Annotated in this window: 13 protein-coding genes; 7 read left to right on the forward strand and 6 right to left on the reverse strand. The window is 63.4% G+C overall.

Annotation, left to right across the window (positions count from 1 at the left end; all coding sequences use genetic code 11):
* Positions 1-41 precede the first annotated feature (41 nt).
* The 3 genes from P3T42_RS19170 to P3T42_RS19180 are packed head-to-tail and all read right to left on the reverse strand — an operon-like array spanning position 42 to position 3,784.
* Entirely contained in the window at positions 42-1,523 is a 1,482-nt protein-coding gene (locus tag P3T42_RS19170; protein WP_429306918.1) for an amidohydrolase family protein, read from the reverse strand.
* The gene (gene allB, locus P3T42_RS19175) at positions 1,520-2,950 is read right to left on the reverse strand and encodes an allantoinase AllB (RefSeq protein ID WP_074296093.1); all 1,431 of its coding nucleotides are present in this window, start codon (positions 2,948-2,950) and stop codon (positions 1,520-1,522) included. The genes P3T42_RS19170 and allB overlap by 4 nt, the downstream gene beginning before the upstream one ends.
* A 42-nt stretch (positions 2,951-2,992) precedes the next feature.
* The gene (locus tag P3T42_RS19180) at positions 2,993-3,784 is read right to left on the reverse strand and encodes an SDR family NAD(P)-dependent oxidoreductase (protein WP_429306919.1); all 792 of its coding nucleotides are present in this window, start codon (positions 3,782-3,784) and stop codon (positions 2,993-2,995) included.
* 262 nt (positions 3,785-4,046) lie between these two features.
* On the opposite strand from P3T42_RS19180, the gene P3T42_RS19185 reads away from it, so the two are divergent.
* Both P3T42_RS19185 and P3T42_RS19190 read left to right on the forward strand, forming a co-directional pair.
* Positions 4,047-5,015, forward strand: coding sequence for a LysR family transcriptional regulator (locus P3T42_RS19185; RefSeq protein WP_074297457.1), 969 nt, complete (start codon positions 4,047-4,049; stop codon positions 5,013-5,015).
* Between the two features lie 185 nt (positions 5,016-5,200).
* Positions 5,201-8,410, forward strand: coding sequence for an amidohydrolase family protein (locus tag P3T42_RS19190; RefSeq protein WP_429306920.1), 3,210 nt, complete (start codon positions 5,201-5,203; stop codon positions 8,408-8,410).
* A 103-nt stretch (positions 8,411-8,513) separates the two neighbouring features.
* Here the strand turns inward: P3T42_RS19190 and P3T42_RS19195 are convergent, their stop codons facing one another.
* The 3 genes from P3T42_RS19195 to P3T42_RS19205 form a co-directional block, all read right to left on the reverse strand.
* Entirely contained in the window at positions 8,514-10,157 is a 1,644-nt protein-coding gene (locus tag P3T42_RS19195) for a hydantoinase B/oxoprolinase family protein (protein ID WP_429306921.1), read from the reverse strand.
* On the reverse strand, positions 10,154-12,250 hold the full coding sequence (locus P3T42_RS19200; RefSeq protein WP_429306922.1) for a hydantoinase/oxoprolinase family protein: 2,097 nt from the start codon (positions 12,248-12,250) through the stop codon (positions 10,154-10,156). The genes P3T42_RS19195 and P3T42_RS19200 overlap by 4 nt, the downstream gene beginning before the upstream one ends.
* 67 nt (positions 12,251-12,317) lie before the next feature.
* Positions 12,318-13,325 (reverse strand): isopenicillin N synthase family dioxygenase, encoded by a 1,008-nt coding sequence (locus P3T42_RS19205; protein WP_429306923.1) that lies wholly within the window; start codon positions 13,323-13,325, stop codon positions 12,318-12,320.
* 333 nt (positions 13,326-13,658) lie between these two features.
* Here P3T42_RS19205 and P3T42_RS19210 point away from each other — a divergent pair, with 333 nt between their 5' ends.
* From P3T42_RS19210 to P3T42_RS19230, 5 genes are all read left to right on the forward strand, one after another.
* On the forward strand, positions 13,659-14,753 hold the full coding sequence (locus P3T42_RS19210) for an ABC transporter substrate-binding protein (RefSeq protein WP_429306924.1): 1,095 nt from the start codon (positions 13,659-13,661) through the stop codon (positions 14,751-14,753).
* A gap of 196 nt (positions 14,754-14,949) precedes the next feature.
* Complete coding sequence (locus tag P3T42_RS19215) at positions 14,950-15,738, forward strand: ABC transporter ATP-binding protein (RefSeq protein WP_074296086.1); 789 nt, start codon at positions 14,950-14,952, stop codon at positions 15,736-15,738.
* Positions 15,728-16,555, forward strand: coding sequence for an ABC transporter permease (locus P3T42_RS19220; protein WP_429306925.1), 828 nt, complete (start codon positions 15,728-15,730; stop codon positions 16,553-16,555). The genes P3T42_RS19215 and P3T42_RS19220 overlap by 11 nt, the downstream gene beginning before the upstream one ends.
* A complete protein-coding gene (locus P3T42_RS19225) occupies positions 16,552-17,403 on the forward strand; it encodes an ABC transporter permease (protein ID WP_429306926.1) in 852 nt (283 codons plus the stop codon). Before P3T42_RS19220 ends, P3T42_RS19225 begins: the two co-directional genes overlap by 4 nt.
* Positions 17,400-18,224 (forward strand): SDR family NAD(P)-dependent oxidoreductase, encoded by an 825-nt coding sequence (locus P3T42_RS19230; RefSeq protein WP_216352713.1) that lies wholly within the window; start codon positions 17,400-17,402, stop codon positions 18,222-18,224. Before P3T42_RS19225 ends, P3T42_RS19230 begins: the two co-directional genes overlap by 4 nt.
* The last annotated feature ends 23 nt before the right edge of the window (positions 18,225-18,247 follow it).

The following is an 18,247-nucleotide window of genomic DNA, read 5'->3' on the forward strand; positions in this document are numbered from 1 at the left end:
ATTCCTGGTAGCGGGCCGGTTTCTGTGACCAGCCGGTTCATTCAATCCGGTTTGCGGTGACAACCGCAGGCGTAAAAGTCGCCGAGCGCCGTGTGTAGCCGGGTCAACCGTGCTGTGTCGGCGGGTTGAAGCGGCGCGATCTCGCGTACACGCCGCGCGTCGTTCAGCAGTGCCTGTTCAAGCGCGCTGCGCGAGACGGAGCAACATTGACCGCGCTCGACGATCGTGCGGCCCGCCACGACCAGGGTGGCGATATCGGCTTTGGTCAGACGCGCAAGCAGCAGGTCGAGCAGACCTTCGTCGCTGTCGTTGAGCCTGTCACGGAAGATCCGGGTCGTGTCCACGATCAGGATGTCCGCGGGCCCGCCCACTTCGATGCCACCGCCGCCATCGCTGACGACCGTGGAACGGCCATGCCGGCACGCCGCGTCGAACAGCTCGCCTATGGATAGCGTGGCGTGCGATTGCGTTTGCTGGACATGGCGCAGCAGACGCATCTCGCGCAACATGTCATCGTCGTCGTCGAGTGCCATGCCGTCGAGGCCAATGCCGAAACGCACTCCGCGCTCGATCATCGAAGCAAGCGGAGCAATCCCAGACTGAAGACGCAGGTTCGATGACGTATTGATCGAAACCGTCACGTTATAACGCGCAAGCACATCGCATTCATCCGGCGTGAGCCAGACGCCGTGCGCAACCGTGAGGCGCGCCGACAACATACCGATGCCGGCCAGATAAGCGATCAGTCCACCTGGACCATAGCGGGCGTCTGCCCATTCGCGTTGCTGCCGCGTTTCGAACAGATGCATGTGGACGCGTCGGCCCGTTTCGGCGGATGCGCGCGCAACCGCTTCCAGCGTCGCATGGTCGACCCACTGGGGCCCGACCGGCCCGTATTGCACCGAGAACCACGGATGTTGAAGGGCGGCGATCCGCTCAGTCAACGCGAGGTTGTCAGCGAGCGTGCGCGACGGCCGCTGCGTGGCGAGCAATACCGCCCGATCGTCTTCAGGCAGACGCGCAAGGAGGGCGCCGAGGTTGCCATACACCGTCGGATTCGCCCCTGCAAACGGCACGGCAAACGCCACGCGAATGCCTACGTCATACGCGGCCTTTGCCACGCCCACGGCTTCTTCGTAGAGCGCCTGGCTATTCTGCGTGTTGTGACAGTGATTGGCCGCGCAGATGCCGCCTTCGGCGAGTCCTGCAAACGCCACGGCGGCGCGCAGATACGGATCGACGCGTGGCTCGCGCGCAAGCGCGGCGATCCACGTTTCGAGCGGACCATCCGCGGCGCCGAACGCGAGTGTGCGCAGTCCGCGTCCGTGGTCGTGTGCATTGACGGGAGCAGGCAGCGCAATCAACGAGCGGCTACGGTCCGTCGCGTCATGCGGCAGCGCTTCGATTGCGGCCACGCGCCCGTCCCGCACATGAATCGCAGACGGTCCCGAAGGCGCGTGCCGGCCGGGCGCCGTCAACAACCGGCCCACCCGCAGCACCTGTGTGTCCACGCCGGCAGTCAAAGCACGCTTTCTTGCGGATGCGACGACGTGATCGCGGCCGTGCTCTGATCGAGATTGCGTGGGGTAGCCGCGGGCATCTTCTGGATCCGGCGCACTGATTGCCCATGCCCGCGCGCGCTTTCGACCAGTTCGCGATCGCGCATCACAAAGCGTCCACGCACGAGCGTATGTACCGGCACGCCCTTGACGGGTGTGAGGTTGAACGGCGTGGAGTTGCCGATCGACTTGAGCCGCCCGGACGTAATGATTTCTTCGCGCTCCATGTCGATCACGACGATATCGGCGTCCGCCCCCGGTTGCAGAATGCCCTTGTACGGGAAGAGGCCAAACGCCTTCGCGGGCGCCGTCGCGGTGAGTCGCACATAGTCGTTGAGCGTGAGACGGCCTTGCGCGATTTGCGTCAACATCAACGGCATTTGTGTTTCCACGCCGGTGAAGCCGCAATCGGCGCACCAGATGTCGTCCTTGAACTTTTCGGTTTCGGCGTGCGGCGCGTGATCGGTCGCGATCATGTCGATCGTGCCGTTGCGAATGCCTTCCCATAGCGCGATCTGATGCTGCTTCTGACGAATCGGCGGATTCACGCGAATCAGCGAGCCCTTTTCGCGGTACGCACGTTCGTCGAGCAGCAGATAGTGCGGTGCTGTCTCGGCGGTGATGTCGACGCCGCGCGCCTTCGCTTCCGCAAGCGGCCGCAGTTCATCACCCGATGAAACATGCAGGATGTGAATGCGGGCGCCGGTCCATTCAGCGAGAATCGCCGCACGGGCCACCGCTTCTACGGCAACAACGGGTGGTCGCGCATCGAGATGGGCGAGCGGGTCATGCCGGCCAGCCGCCTTGAGTTGCTGTTGACGTCGCGCCATGATCGACGCGTTTTCCGCATGCAAGGAGATGCGCATGCCATGCTGCGCGACGATTTCAAATCCTTCGAGCATCGCACCGGTGGGCGGCGAGGGCAGGTTGCCGAACGTGTTGCCCATGAAGCACTTGAACGCCGCCACGCCGCCGTCGATCAGACTCTCCAGTTGATCCAGATTGTTTTCGGCGAGCAGTCCATAGATGCCGTAGTCCACGTATGCCTTCTGTGCCGCTTCGAGCTTGAGCTTCAATGCATCGGGCGTGCCGGTCGGCGGGTTCGTATTGGGCATTTCGAACACCGTCGTGACGCCACCCATCGCAGCACTCGCCGTCCCTGTTGCCCACGTTTCCTTATGGGTGTAGCCGGGTTCGCGGAAATGAACGTGAACGTCGATCGCGCCGGGCAGCACATGCTTGCCGCGCGCATCGAGCGTTTCTTTCGCCTCGGGCATGCTCGCATCGTGTCCGATGCACAGCACGCGGCCGTCCTTGATCGCAATGGATGCGACGTATTGAGTGGAGTCGGTGACGACAGTGCCGCCGCGAATGATCAGGTCTGCAATCATGGTGTGTTTGCGAGGAAAGTAAGTGCTGTGGCAGACCAGCGGTCAGAGCATGGCCCATCCGCCGTCGACAGGCAGATCGACGCCGGTAATTTGACGTGATACATCGGAGGAGAGAAACAGGCACGCGTGCGCCACGTCGCTATCGTTGCTGATGCGTTGGAGCGCATAGTCCTGCGCGTGATGCGCGACGGCTTCTTCCTCGCCGATGGACAGCTTGCGCATGACGTCGGGCACGACCTTCGTGCGAAAGCGCTCGCCGTCGACCATACCGGGCGCGACGTAATTGACGTTGATGTTGTAGCGACCGGCTTCGAGCGCTGCCGACTTGGTCACGCCGCGTAGCCCCCATTTTGAAGCCGAGTAAGCCATGCGACCGGCGCGGCCGCGCATGCCGAACGTACCGCCCACGTTGACGACTTTCCCGTAGCGCCGTTCGATCATGGACGGCATGATGGCCCGCATCATGTTGAAACAGCCGGTCAGGTTGACATCGACGATCTCCTCGAACTCTTCATTCGTGGTGGTCCACGTCGTGCCGCCTACGGGACCGGTGCCGCCCGCCACGTTAATGAGTACGTCGATACAACCGAATCGGGCCATCGTAGCGTTGGCGAGCGCATCGGCGTCGGCCGCATCGGTGACATCGCAACGAATCATCAGGATGTCTGCGCCACTTAAAGCGGGGTCTTCCACGAGACCTTCAATCGCAGCCATGTCACGTCCCGCGAGGACCAGCTTCGCGCCTTCGGCGGCAAACGCGCGCACGATCGCTGGACCCATTCCCTTTGCTGGGCCCGTCACTACCACGACTTTGTTGCGCAGCTGCAAATCCATTGATTGTCCTTTATAGAGAGATCTGTCCCGGGTCGATGCTCGCGGCCTGTTCTGAAATTGGCATCAACCTTGCTTTGTATCCGCGGCACGCTCGTTCGATTCAACCCGTTGAGGCACCAGGGAGTTGTCTTCACGATACTTGATCAATATCGAAGGACGAGGTGTTAATTTGGTTCGCCCCTGTTGTTTAACTGGCTATGGAGTCTTGAATTGAGTCTGGCTAGACTGCGGGTGCTTCGAAATCTGGATAGGGAGTGTGGCCGTGACGCTTCGTAGCATGCGAGTTCTGCGTTATCTGGAAGAGGTCGCGCGTGCGGGCTCGATACGGCGGGCGGCCGAACGCCTGTATGTCACGCCGTCGGCGCTCTTGCGGCGCATTCAGGACATTGAGGAAGAACTCGGCGCGCCGGTATTCGAGCGGACCTCGGCGGGTGCGCAATTGACTGCGGCCGGCGAACTGTTCCTCGGCTGGATACGCACGCAGAACGCGGGACTGCGTCACGTGATGTCGCAGATCGAATCGCTCTCGGGGCTACGGCGCGGCGAGGTGCGTGTGTCGGCAAGCCAGGCGGTGGCGCGGGGTTTTCTGTTGCAGGAGATCATCGACTTCCGGGCGCAGCATCCGCTCGTCAAGTTTCATGTGACCATCTGCGACCATGGCCGCGCCATGCGTGCATTGATTGCGTATGAAACGGACCTCGTGCTGGTGTTCCGGCCACCGCAGGCAGCGGAGCTTCAACCGCTGATGTCGATCGGGCAGGGGCTGGTCGCGGTGATGTCGGCGGATCATCCGCTCGCGGGACGGCCATCCGTGCGGATGCGCGAATGCCTGGAGTATGAGATCGGTCTCGTGGACAGCAGTTTTTCCGGTCGCGAGATCATCGACGAGATCGTCGCGCGGAGTTCGGTGCAGCTCAATCCGATCATCGAGGCGAACTCATTCGACTTGCTGGTCGATCTCGTACGGCAATCGCGGATCATCACGTTTCAGATCGACATCGGCACGCTCGGCTGGCGGCAGGATCCGATGCTTGCTGTGGTGCCGGTCGATGAACGCGACGCTGCATTCGGCCCGCTCGTGCTCGGTCAGTTACGTGGACGTGCCTTGCCGCTCGCCACAGCCAAGTTCGGCGAGCAGCTCGCGCGCAAGCTCCACGAGTGGCGTTCCACGCCGTCGCAGGATGTGCCGGGCATCCACGCAGATGCGGATGCGATGCTCCAGACCGACTGACCTGCGTGCACCACTGCGCGTCTGTTATGCACCGCGATTGACGGCGGTGCACTGCGACGTCGTCCTTATCCGCCTCGAAGACGGCATGGCCCATCACATGCGTCGTTTGGTCGTTGCATGTGGCAGGCCGTTTTTGCGCGCGCAGCAATGCGCGCGAGACGGGTAGTCACGACGAGTGTCAAACGATGACCGGTTCCAGTCCGCAATACGATTCCCAATCCTTACCGTTGTCCTTGGCCGATATCGATGAGGAGACCATCGAGGTCGCTCTCGAACAAGGCACCAACCTCGCCATTACGCTTTCGCCGGATCGACAGCGGATCGCAATGGACCTTCAGGGCATTCTCTGGGTGATGCCGATAAGCGGCGGCGAGGCGCGCCGTCTCACCGACGATCTTGGCGACATTGCCTGGCCCCGCTGGTCGCCGGACGGCGCGAGGATCGTTTTCCAGTCGTACCGCAGCGGCAATTTTCATTTGTGGTCGATCGATCCGGCGGGTGACGACCTACGCCAACTCACGCACGGCGAGTTCGACTATCGCGAGCCCTGCTTCTCGCCTGATAGCCGCGAACTTGCGTTTGCGTCGGATCGTGGCGGCCGGTTCGCGATCTACGCGATGGACCTGGCGAGCGGCGCCATGCGCAGCATCGCAGCGGAAGCTGCCGAGCTATCGGAGCCCGCCTGGTCACCCGATGGTGCGTGGATCGCCTTCGTGCGGGACGGGCAATTGGCATGCGTGTCCTCGCGCGGCGGCGATCGCGTTCACCCCGCCGTGGCGCGCTGCCAACACCCGGGCGCTCTGCTTGCCGCGCCTGCATGGACGCCCGGCGGCCAGTCGTTGATGTACCGCATGCTGACCGGCAAGCACCGTGACTGGCGCACGAGTCGTCTGTGCATTGACGGTACTGCGCTGACACCGGAAGACGTGGAGGTGTTTCCGTTGCCCGTCGCGTTCGTGGACGACGACATCTTCCTCCACACGGCGCACGGTGAGATCCGGCGAAGTTCGTTGTCGCGGGGCTTTCTCGGCGTAGTGCCGTTTCGCGCAACGGTTGCTGTCAAGCGGCACCGCTATGCACGTCGCTGGCGTGATTACGCTTCGGACGCGCCCCGGAGGGTCAAGGGCATTTCGTTTCCGGTCATCTCACCCGATGCCGGCCACGTGGCCTTTGGTGCGCTGAACCAGTTGTGGCTTCTGAAGATTGGCGATGCGCGCCCTCAACCATTGACCGATGACGTCTACGCGAAAATCTGGCCCGCGTTCTCGCCGGATGGAAAGCAGCTTGCGTATATCTGCGACCGCGGCGGCAATATGGACATCTGGGTCCGCGATCTGGCGACCGGGCTTGACCGTCAACTGACGCACGCGGCTCACGCACTCAAGCAATGCGTGTGGGCGCCGGATGGAGGTCGACTCGCGTGCGGATCGGCCGATGGCGTCATCTACGTGGTCGATGCAAAAACCGGGGAATTGACGCGCACCTGGCATCAAACGGTCTGGTCGGGGCGGCCTTCGTGGTCGCCGGACGGCACGCGGTTGACGCTCGCTGCCGTGCAACCGTACTCCGCCCGCTATCGCGAGGCGCGCAACACGATCCTGATTTACGACATCGAGAGTGCGGACACGCGTTATTACCCACCTGCGCCGCAGGGCGCGCTCGATGTCCGCAATGCGAACGGTCCCCTCTGGATCGCGGGCGGCGGTTCGCATGAAGGCGCCCGTTCGCGTCTGCTGTTTACGATGCGCGGTGAACTGTGGTCGCTGGGAATCGACGCAGCTTTTCAGCCGGTGGGCGATTCGCAGCGGGTTACAGAGATACTTTGCGATGCACTCAGTGCCGATGCGACAGGACGCAACGTGCTGTTTCTATCGAACGCCGCCTTGTATATCCTTGAGCTGGAGCGCGGCAACCTGACGCCGGTCCCGCTCGATCTGGAATGGACCGTTCACCGTCCGGACCACCGCACCGTGATCCACGCGGGGCGCATGTGGGACGGCGCGGCCGACGCCGCGTTGACGGATGTCGACATCGTGATCGAGCGCGACCGTATCGTGTCCGTGTCGCCACACGATGAAGCGCGGTTCTCCGGCGCAGACGATCCGCGGACGGCGCACATCGACGCGAGCGCACTGACGGTAATGCCCGGCATGATCGACATGCACACGCATCGCGAGATGGGTAATCAGCTTGGCGCGCGCGATCCGCGTATCTTTCTCTCGTTCGGCATTACCAGCACGCGTGGCTTGTCCGATAACCCGTATCTCGCGCTTGAGAACAAGGAATCGGTAGACGCAGGAAAACGGGCGGGCCCACGCCACTTCGGCACGGGCGACGCACTCGACGGCACGCGCACGTTCTGGGACGGCATGCGTCCGATTGCCGACGCCGCGCAGCTCGATCGCGAGCTCGAACGCGCGGCGCAGCTCGAATACGATCTCATCAAATGCTATGTGCGTCTGCCGCCGGATCTTCAGCAGCGCGCGACGCTCGGCGCGCATGCGCTCGGCATTCCGATCACGTCGCACTATCTCTTTCCCGCTGTGGCGTTTGGTGGCGACGGCTACGAGCATATGGGCGAGACGAGCCGGTTCGGCTATTCGCGTACGGGCAGTGCGTTGGGCACCATGTATGACGATGTGCTCGCGTTGTCGGCGGCGGCGGGGTGCTACCGGACGCCAACACTGTTTGGCCTCGAAGCGATGCTGGGCGACACACCTTCGCTGATCGAAGACGACCGTCGAGTGGCTGTGCTGTTCACGCACGCCGATCGCGAAGCGCTACGGCGAGCAGCGGCAGGCGGCCTATCGAAGCCCAATCCGAGTGTCGCTCGCCAGGTCGACGCCATCGTTCGCATGATCGATGCAGGCGTGAAGGTGGTGACAGGGAGCGACTATCCGATGGTCGCGCCCGCGATCAGCCTGCATCTGAACCTGAGGGCGATGGTCCGCTATGGCATGCGCCCCATCGATGCGTTGAAGACGGCGACACGCGATGCCGGCGCGGCGCTGTATCCCGATCTGGGGACGATCGTGCCGGGTGCGCTCGCGGACCTCGTGTTCGTCGAGGGCGATCCGACCGTGAACATCGACGACGCGACTCATGTGAATGGCGTGATGATCGGCGGAAAATATCGTACGGTTGAAAGTCTGCTGGCGCCGTTCGAGCACGTCGTGCAAAAGGGCGAATTCCGAGAGCAATCCCCGGCGCGCCGGGTGAATGACGCAGCGAGTCCCACGGCTCGCGCGCAATACTGGTGGCACGATCCGCGCTGGATCGAATGTGTGCAGGCGTCGTGCTGTGGAATGCTGGTGCCGCTCGATCTGCTGGCAGAAGGACAGCCGATGCGCGGATCCGGCACCTGGGGGAAGGGTTATCGCGAGCGGGCGCTGTAGCTAGATGGGATCACGCGCGCATGCTTCCACGCGCGCGTGATATGTCAGATGGCGCACGGGTTCGGGCTTGCTTGACGACGCATCAAGCCGGAACTCCGTTTCATCAACCGACGTGAGGATAAGCGTCGCGGGCAAACGCGGCCGAGATTCGGCCATGTGCAAGGTCCGCTTCGATTCGCTCGGCCGGACGCTCTGCCGGATCTCCCAGGCCTGCGCCACCCGGCAACGCGAGCACGAGATGATCGCCGCGCGGAATGCGTTGCAGGCCCTTCGCGCGCAACGCCGTACCCGATGCGAGGTGCACTGTGCCCGTCGCACCGTCGAGACCACCCGCCCGGCCCCGTGCGGCAGAACGCACGCGCTCGAACATCGCGAGCACTTCGAAACTCTCGCCATCGCGCGTGCCCACTTCGACGACCTGTCCTAGTCCACCTTGCGTGCGGCCGGCGCCGCCGCTATCCGCGCGCAGCTCCTTGCGCCAGATCACGATGGGCGCGCCGGCTTCCGTCACTTCGACGGGCATCGCCCGGACGCCGCTCGGAAACGCCGTCGCCGAAAGCCCGTCCTGCACCGCGCGCGCGCCGGAGCCGCCGCTATTGAAGAACACCGTATCGAAGGTCGTGCCACCCGCGGCGTCGACGCCGCGCAACTGAACGCTCCACAAGCATGACGATCCCTCGGCGGGCGTACGCTCAGGCAACGCCTGGCCGAGACAACCGAATACCAGGTCCGGCAACATCTGGCCGATCACATGACGCGCGGCGACAGGGGAAGGACGCTGCGCGTTGAGGATGCTGCCAGCGGGGGCATCGACGATGAACGGCGCGAGTGCGCCATGGTTGTTGGGTACCTGCGGCGCCACCACGCATTTCAGGCCGAAGATCGAATACGCACGGCAGTAGTTCAGTACGACGTTGATGCCCTGACTCACGGCGTCCGCGCTGCCCGCGTAGTCCACCGAGATGGTGTCGGCGGCGATGGTCAATCTGGCACGCAGCGTGATGGGCGCATCGTAGCCGTCGATTGTCATGTCGGCCGACCAGCTTCCACGCGGCAGTTTCGCAATGGCATCCCGAGTCGCCGCCAGCGATTGATCGATGATGTAATCAGCGAGGGCATCGAATTCTTGCAGGCCGTATTCGTCGAGCATCGAACGCAGGCGCACCGCGCCGGACTGATTGCAGGCGATATACGACAGCATGTCGCCCTCCGCCTGCAACGGCGTGCGGACATTGGCGCGCAGAATGCTCATCAGGTCCTGATTCAGCACACCGCGCGACGCGAGCTTGAGCAACGGGATCTGTAGCCCTTCTTCGAAGATCGAGCGACCGTCGGGACCTTGCCCGAGGCCGCCAATATCCACCTGGTGACAGCAGCAGCCGATCATCGCGACCACTTTCCCGTGCGCCACCACCGGGCTGATCACCGTGATGTCGTGCAAGTGACCGGCCGTGAGCCAGGGGTCGTTGGTCACGAAGTGATCGCCGTCTTCCATCGCGTCGATGGGAAAGCGGGCAAGGAAGTGCCGCACGCCCTCGGCCATCGAGTTGACGTGTCCTGGCGTGCCGGTCACGGCTTCGGCAATCATGCGTCCACGCGTGTCGAAGATCGCGGCGGACAGATCGCCTGCATCGCGCACGGTGGTGGAGAACGCCGTGCGCATCAGCGCCTGCGCGGATTCCTCGACCACCGATATCAGGCGAGTCCACATTAGCTGCTGGCGCAGATCGGTCATGGCATGGTTCATTGCCGGGCTCCTGTTTGCTCGCGCCGCGTGAGCACGATGTAGTGATGCGCGTCGATCATCGCGTCGAACGAGGGCGACACGACCGTGGTGGTTTCCTTCTCGACAATCAGCGCGGGACCGGCAATGTGGTCGCCGGCTTCGAGTCCTTCACGGCCAACGATCGCGAAGTCCATCGCTTCGCCGCTGGCCGGGTCCATCACGCGTCGATAACCGCTCGGTTTGACGGTGCGCGTGCGCGGTGTCGTTGCGATGCGCTCATAAGGTGCGGAGGGGGCAGTCACCGACACGCGCCACGTGAGCACCTCTACGGCGAGACCGTCAGCGGTCGCGCCATACAGTGCGCGATAAGCCAGAGCGAAGGTCTCGGCGAGCACGTCGGCGTCATCCGCAGTCAATGCGCGCGACGGCACGTCGATGGCCACTTCGAAGCCCTGGCCGCAATAGCGCGCGAACGCGGTGCGACGCTCGATACAGGGCGCACCCGTGTGTGCGCGGGCGACGATCTCGTGTGCTTCGGCAGCCATCTGTTCGAGCATCGCATTGACCGGCGCGGGATCGAACTGCGTGAGGCGTTGATGCAGGCTGCGGGACAATTCATACGCGATCGGCGCCCGCAGGAAACCGACTGCTGAACCGACGCCCGCGCTGCGCGGAATCACGATCCGCGCGATGCCGAGCTTTTCAGCGATCCGCGCCGCATGCAGCGGCGCGGCGCCACCGAACGCAAACAGCGTTCGCGCGGCCGCGTCGGCACCGTTCTCCATTGCGTGAACGCGCGTGGCGCTGGCCATCGCTTCGTCCACCATCTCGCTGACACCCAGCGCGAGCTGCGCGGCCGACGCGTCCCATGCGTCGAGATGCTTCAAGGCGTCTGTGGCGGCGTCGATATCGAGCAGGATGGTGCCGCCGGCAAACGCGGTGGGGTCGATGCGGCCAAGTACGAGATCGGCGTCGGTGACGGTGGGCGCCGTGCCGCCGCGTCCGTAGCAGGCGGGACCGGGTTCGGAACCGGCGCTGTGCGGACCGACCGACAAGCGGCGTGCGGAGTCGATCTGTGCAATCGAGCCACCGCCCGCGCCAATCTCCACCATCTCCACAACCGGAATGCGTAACGGCAAGCCACTGCCTTTGCGGAAGCGATGCACGCGCGCCACTTCGAACATCTGCGAAATCTGCGGGCGCGCATCGTTGATGAAGCAGATCTTCGCGGTCGTTCCCCCCACATCGAGCGCCAGCATCTGCTCGATACCGTGTTCGGCCGCCACGCTGGCGGCGAAAATCGCGCCGCCGGCCGGGCCAGATTCAACCAGCCGCACTGGAAACCGCGCGGCCGTTTCGACCGTGGTCAAACCGCCGGACGACAGCATCAGCAGCAACGGACATGTGAATCCGAGCGTCGCCAGTTTCTCTTCGAGCCGGCGCAGGTATCGTGCAACGAGCGGCTGGACATAGGCGTTGGCGACCGTCGTCGAAAAGCGCTCGTACTCGCGAATCTCCGGAGATACCTCCGACGACTGCGAGATGCTGACTCCCGGCATCAGTTCCGCGAGTAGCTGCGCCGCTTCGCGCTCATGTGCGGGATTCGCGTAGCTATGCAGGAACGCAATCGCGACGCTCGTCACGCGTTCCTGCTCGAACAGACGCGCGGCGGCGCAAATGGCGTCGCGATCGAGCGGCACGAGCGGCGTGCCATCAGCGGCGATCCGTTCGGGAATGCCAATACGCAATGGCCGCGGCACGAGCGGTGTCGGCGCTTGCATCGTCAGATCGTACTGATCGAAGCGGCTTTCCGACGCGAGTTCCAGCACGTCGCGAAACCCGGCGGTCGTCAACAGGGCGGTTTTTGCGCCCTTGCGTTCGATCAGCGCGTTGGTGGCGAGCGTCGTACCATGCACGATCAGGCCGACGTCCGCGATCTGCAGCCCTGCGCGTGCGAGCAGCGTCTCAATGCCTTCCAGCAGCGCCCGCTCGGGCGCATCGTAGGTCGTGAGTATCTTGATCGACTCGCGGCGTCCTTCCACTTCCAGTACGACGTCGGTAAACGTGCCGCCGATATCCGCGCCAATGCGCGCCTTTCCTGCAACTCTGGTCACTGCGTGATCCTCAGCTGGTTCATGTTGATTCGCGAGCGCGCCGGACCTGACGGCGCGCATTCCGTGACTACATGGCGGACTTTTCTTCAGCCGCGCGGCGATTCAGGCTCTCGTAGAAGCGGCTCAGATGCTTGCCCACATGCACGCCCTCAAAGCGTTTCTCCTGATCCACGGCCAGTATCTCGGGCAGCGGTTCCACAGTGACGTCGCGGTCGGGGTTCATGAAGAACGGAATCGAATAGCGCTCGAAGCGCGAACGGTTACGCACGCGGTGATAGTTGGACAGATAGCGTCCGTTGGACCACCACATCATCATGTCGCCCACATTGATGGTGAAGGCGCCGGGAATGGGCGGCGCTTCGATCCATGTGCCGTCGCGCCGTTTGACTTCGAGGCCGCCGCGCGAGTCCTGCGCGAGGATCGTGAAAGGTCCTTCGTCAGTATGGGAGACCGTATTGGACACTTCGATGTCGGCATGCTCAGGCAGCGGGATGTAATAGAGCAGGCTGAGTTGCGAGAGCGGCTTGTGGAAGTAGCCGTTGAAGCGTGTCTCGTGAAGACCCAGCCCGATCGCGAACGCATTCAGCAGATGACGCGACAGGTCGGTCATCGCATCGTAGTACTGCTTGCACACGCGGCGGAACTCGGGCATGTCGTCGGGCCAGCGGTTGGGGCGATAGAAGAGCGGATCGACTTCGCCGTCGTCAAACTCGTCCTGCAAGCGGAACTGCTCGTGAAGGCGGCTATTGCGCGACAGAGGCTGGCTGGGCGGCATGGGGATCCAGCCGCGATACCAGTCGGGCGTGGCCCGCGTACGCTGCTTCTCGTCGACGGGGCGGCTATAGAAGGCGGCCGACTGCGCAAATGCAGCGTCGATCAGCGCCTGATCGACGCCGTGTCCACGCAGATAGAAAAAACCGATGCGGCTGCATGCCTCAGCGATCTGTGCTGCGACGCGTGCCTTACCCGACAGATCGCCACGCAGGAACGGAGAGAAATCCACGACCGGAATCTCGGCGATATCCACCGGACGTGCGGCGATTTTGTCTTCAATGCCTTCTGAGCTGCGGGACATGATCAAGGCCTTATGAACAGGTGATGAGCGCGGCGTTGCAAGCAATCGGCATGGCGCTGGAGATAGCACCGGCGAGCCCTGCAACGTCAAATGAGGGCAAGGCTACGCTCGCCAAAATACAGGGGGAGTGCCATTTGCGTGTCGCTGCGCGACGAAATTGACTACGAAGAGAACGCTTTATTTTTTACTACCCGACGCAGTTTTTTGCGCTGTAGGCTTGTCTCCGTTCCGCATGGGAGACACCTCCATGCGCAGCAAGCGAAGCGAGTGCCGGCAGCGATGCCGGTGAATCGGGGCGGGTTACAGCGCCTCATCGTCGTACGCACGGAAGCTATGAGCGAGACTATTCAAATCAAGTCGTCGGGGGCCCCGGCTGGTCACGCAGGGGTGGATGGTCAACGTCGCGCCGCGCTTGCTGCACTCGGTGCGCTTTCGGTGTTGGGTGTCGGCCTGTTGTCGGCGCACGTGCTGCCGCAGCTCAGCAATGCGCAAGCCACCGTGGCGGGCCGGACGCGCATCACGCATCAGCTTGGTTGGATCAACGGTGTGCAGTTTGGTGGCGACTTCGTCGCGATCGACAAGGGCTTCTTTGCGCGTGAGCGGCTCGACGTCGTCTACACGCCGGGCGGTCCGGGCACGGATTATCAGACCATGGTGACGAGCGGTCGCGCAATGGTCAGCGAGAGCAACCCGGCCGGCCTGATCAGTGCGTATGTGCTCAAGAAGCCGCTCATCGCCTTCGCGGCGGTGATGCAGCGCGATCCAAGCTGTTTTGTGAGCCTGAGCGACCGGCCAATCAACTCGTTGCGCGACATGATCGGCAAGACGATTGGCTTGCCGAACAGCATTCGTGGCCAGGTGGAGGCCCTGTTTCAGCGGGCGAAAATCGATTCTTCCGGCGTCAAGTTCGTTCCCATTGGTAGCGACCCTGCCTTGCTCGCGGCGCGCCAGGTGGATGCGTACTACGGCTGGGAGACGACCGTGGTGCCGCCTTTGCGCCGTCTTGGACTGGACCCGCATGTGTTGCCGTTCTCCAGCCTCGGCTTTCGCGGCTACGGGCAGGTGCTGATGGCGCGCAGAGATACGCTTGAAGAGCATCACGACGTACTCGTGCGCTATACGCGCGCGCTCATTGACGGCTGGTCGTGGATGACGCAACACCCGCGCGAGACCGCCGAGTTGGTGGTTGCGCGCTATGCGCCGCCGGGCACGCAGTTGAGCGAGCAACTCGAAGAAGTTGCCATGATGCAGAGCTACCTGACGGAAGGCGATGCCCGCACACAGGGTTTGCTGTGGATCGATCCCGCCGTGTTCGAGGAAAACGTGGCGCTGGGCCGCGAGGCGGGCACGGTGCCGGCGAATCTACCGGTTGACGTGTCGAAAATCGTCACGCAAAGCGTGATTCGCGCGGCACTGGGCAAGGCGTGATGACCGGCTGACCCCGGCCTGCCGCCGGTTGCGCCGAGTGATGCCAAACCGGCAACCCCTTCACACGAAATCGGCAACGAGTCCGCCGCTTTTGTGCACTTAACCTTCAGACAGACGTGTTGCCGCGGCGTGCGCCGAGCCGGCGCGGTCCGTCTCGTCTCGCTTCGTACCATTCCGTACTGTATTGGGAGTTCCGATGCCTGGCCTGTCCATTGCCGATGTGTCGAAGACATTTACTGTCGACGGCAAACCCTTCGTTGCGCTCGAAGGCGCGACGCTCAACCTCGCTCCGGGTGAGTTCGGCGCGCTCATCGGCCCGTCGGGCTGTGGAAAGTCGACGCTGCTGCGCATGGTCGCCGATCTCGTCGCGCCATCGAGCGGCACGATCACGCTCGACGATGCGCCGCCGCGTACGGCGCGACTGCGGCATGACATCGGCTTCGTGTTTCAGGAAGCGACGCTGCTGCCTTGGCGGTCAGTGCTCGACAACATCCGCCTGCCGCTCGAAATGCTCGGCACGCAAGGCAAGCGCGGTGCACTGACGCCGGCCGAACTCGTGCAACTCGTCGGACTGAATGGTTTCGAACATGCGCGTCCTTCGCAGTTGTCGGGCGGCATGCAACAGCGTTGCGCAATTGCCCGTGCGCTGGCCGTGGCGCCGCGCATTCTTCTTCTTGACGAGCCGTTCGGCGCGCTCGATGAAATCACACGCTACCGGATGAATTTCGAGCTGTTGCGGATCTGGTCGCAGACCGGCACGACGGCGCTGATGGTCACGCACTCGATCGATGAAGCGGTGTTGATGGCCGATCGCATTTTCGTACTGGCCGCGCGGCCTGGCCGCATCGTCGACGTGGTTGAAGTGGATTTGCCGCGGCCACGGCGCTTCGAGCATATCGAAACGCCGGCATTCAGTGTGCTCACGGATCGGGTTCGGCGCTCGTTGTTCAGCGACATCGAGCAGAGGTTCGAACATGCAGCCTAGCCTCTCGCATCCCGCCGCGCGGCGCACCTCGCGCTTTACGTCGCGCTTTACGTCGCGCTTCACGTCATTCTTCATGCCACCGGCGTTGCTGATCGTCGCGGTGCTGGTCCTGGCAGAAGTGTGCGCGCGTGCGGGCGTCGCCGCACGCTCGTTCCCTGCGCCGTCGGCGGTCGGCATCGCAACGTGGCGCGACGCGCACGCGTTGTTCGAAGAAACGCTGTCAACCTTGTTCGTGGCCATCTACGGCTTCATTGCTGCGACGGCGATCTCGCTGACGCTCGCGTTTGTCGTCTACGCGGTGCGCCGGGTGGAGACCACGGTGATGACCGCTGCTGCCGTGCTGAGCAGCATCCCCATCATGGCGATCATGCCGATGCTCTTGATCTGGATGGGACCGTTCGTGTCGACCCGGATCGCGGTGACGTGCCTCATCTGCGTGTTTCCCATTCTGGTGTCGGCGATTCAGGGTGTGCAGGCCGTCGGCAGCCGCCTCGACGAACTCTTCACCGTCATGGCGGCCCGTCCGTTGCAGCGCTTTACCCGGCTCGCGTTGCCCGTCGCCGTGCCGTACCTGTTCGTCGGCCTGCGCGTCGCCGCGCCGCTGTCGATCCTCGGCGCGCTCGTCGCCGAATGGAGCGGCGCGAGTACGGGACTCGGCGTGCTGATGCTCAATGCCATGTTCAGCCTGCAAATCGACCGGTTGTGGAGCACGGTGTGCATTGCATGCGTCATTTCTCTCGGGGCCTATGGCTATGTCTGTCTGATCGAACGTCTGGCATTGCCGGGCGATCGCGTAATTGAAGGGGCTTCCGCATGAACGGATCCAATCCAGTGAACTACGCGCAAGCGCCCGTGCTTGCCGCGACGATTTCCACGGACGCTATCGCTGCGCGAACGTGGCAGGCGGCGGCCGCTCGCGTGCTGGTCGATCGCATTGGCAATTTCGTGGCCTTTGGCGCGGTGGTCTGCGTCGTCTGGGCGGCGATCAGTTATGCGCTTCATGCGCCCGACTATGTGCTGCCGACACCCACCGAGGTCGCTGCCGCGCTGGTCGCTAACGGCGGATTAATCGCGGGCGCCACATGGCTGACGTTGTGGTGCACCGTGGTCGGCATTGCGGTCAGTGTGTGTATTGCCGTGGGATTGGCGTTGCTGTTCGTGCTGTCGCCGCTCGCCGACCGGACTGTCACGCCACTGCTGATTGCGATTCGCTCCATTCCGATGATCGCCATCACGCCGCTCGTCGTCGTGCTGTTTGGACGTGACCGCTGGAACACGATCGGCATGGTGGCGTTGCTGACGTTCTTCCAGGTGATGCTCGCGGCAAAGCGGGGCTTCGACGCGCCGAGCCAAAGCATGCTCGAACTGATGCGGACCTGTGGCGCGAGCTTCTGGCAAACCTTGCTCAAGGTACGGGTGCCGAGCGCGGTGCCGTTCGTATTCACAGGGCTTCGTCTTGCCGGGAGTTCCGCGATCCTGTGCGCCATGTTTGCCGAATGGCTCTCCGGCTCACCGGGCCTCGGCACGCTGATGCTCGATGCGTACTCCAAACAGAATCTTGGCCTGATGTGGGCGGCGGTCGCGGTCAGCACGACGCTCGCGTATCTGTTCTTTACGCTAACAATCGCGCTCGAACGGGCCGTACTCGACCGGAGCGGCACATGAGTGTGATGTCGCGCGAAATGGAATTCGAACTTAGGGCCGGCGCAGGAAGGCTTGATGGCCAGGTTGCGATGGTGACCGGTGGCACCCGCGGTGTGGGTGCCGAACTCGCGCTCGCGCTGGCGCAAGAAGGCGCGACCGTGGTCGTGGTGGGACGCGATATCGACGCGGGCGAACGGGTGGTGGACAAGATTCGCGCCGCGGGTGGCCTTGCGAGCGTCGCCGTGGCCGACGTGACGCGCGAGGATGCAATCGATGCCGCGGCGCATGCCGTGCTCGACGAATATGGCCGGATCGATACGTTGATTTGCGCGGCGGGAACCTCGGCAGCGAAAGGGCCGCTCTGGCTGGCAGAAGAGCGCGACTTTCGCGCCTGCTTCGATCTGAACGTGCTCGGCACCCTGCTCGCGATGAAAGCCGTGATGCCGGCGATGATCGAACGCCAGCAGGGCTGCATCGTCGCGATCGGGGGCACCTATGGACATAAGGGTGTGCAGAATTTCTCCGTGTACGCAGCGTCGAAATGGGCGCTGCGCGGCCTCATCAAATCGGCCGCGCTCGACGCGGGGGCGTTTGGCATTCGCGTGAATCTTGTTTCGCCGGGCGGCATCGAAGGCGAACGGTTGTCCGAGATGTTCAGGCGAACCGCGCAGCGGGAAGGTATCAGCTATGACGCCGTGCACGCCCGCTTCATCGCGCAAACCGCCATGGGCCGTCTCGTGAGTCCTTCCGACATCGCGGGCGCCGTCCTGTACCTCGCGAGCGAAACCGGCCGGATGATGACCGGTCAGGACATCGTGGTCGATGCCGGCATGCTCGTTTGACCCCCTCCGCCACCTGACAGACA

Source organism: Paraburkholderia sp. GAS38 (genome assembly GCF_050434965.1).
GTDB lineage: Bacteria > Pseudomonadota > Gammaproteobacteria > Burkholderiales > Burkholderiaceae > Paraburkholderia > Paraburkholderia phenazinium_A.

Excerpts from the sequence above, each read along its gene's own strand:
- allB (WP_074296093.1), bottom strand. The coding sequence starts at position 2,950 with ATGATTGCAGACCTGATCATTCGCGGCGGCACTGTCGTCACCGACTCC.
- P3T42_RS19180 (WP_429306919.1), bottom strand. The coding sequence starts at position 3,784 with ATGGATTTGCAGCTGCGCAACAAAGTCGTGGTAGTGACGGGCCCAGCA.
- P3T42_RS19190 (WP_429306920.1), top strand. The coding sequence starts at position 5,201 with ATGACCGGTTCCAGTCCGCAATACGATTCCCAATCCTTACCGTTGTCC.
- P3T42_RS19195 (WP_429306921.1), bottom strand. The coding sequence starts at position 10,157 with ATGAACCATGCCATGACCGATCTGCGCCAGCAGCTAATGTGGACTCGC.
- P3T42_RS19205 (WP_429306923.1), bottom strand. The coding sequence starts at position 13,325 with ATGTCCCGCAGCTCAGAAGGCATTGAAGACAAAATCGCCGCACGTCCG.
- P3T42_RS19210 (WP_429306924.1), top strand. The coding sequence starts at position 13,659 with ATGAGCGAGACTATTCAAATCAAGTCGTCGGGGGCCCCGGCTGGTCAC.
- P3T42_RS19215 (WP_074296086.1), top strand. The coding sequence starts at position 14,950 with ATGCCTGGCCTGTCCATTGCCGATGTGTCGAAGACATTTACTGTCGAC.
- P3T42_RS19220 (WP_429306925.1), top strand. The coding sequence starts at position 15,728 with ATGCAGCCTAGCCTCTCGCATCCCGCCGCGCGGCGCACCTCGCGCTTT.
- P3T42_RS19225 (WP_429306926.1), top strand. The coding sequence starts at position 16,552 with ATGAACGGATCCAATCCAGTGAACTACGCGCAAGCGCCCGTGCTTGCC.
- P3T42_RS19230 (WP_216352713.1), top strand. The coding sequence starts at position 17,400 with ATGAGTGTGATGTCGCGCGAAATGGAATTCGAACTTAGGGCCGGCGCA.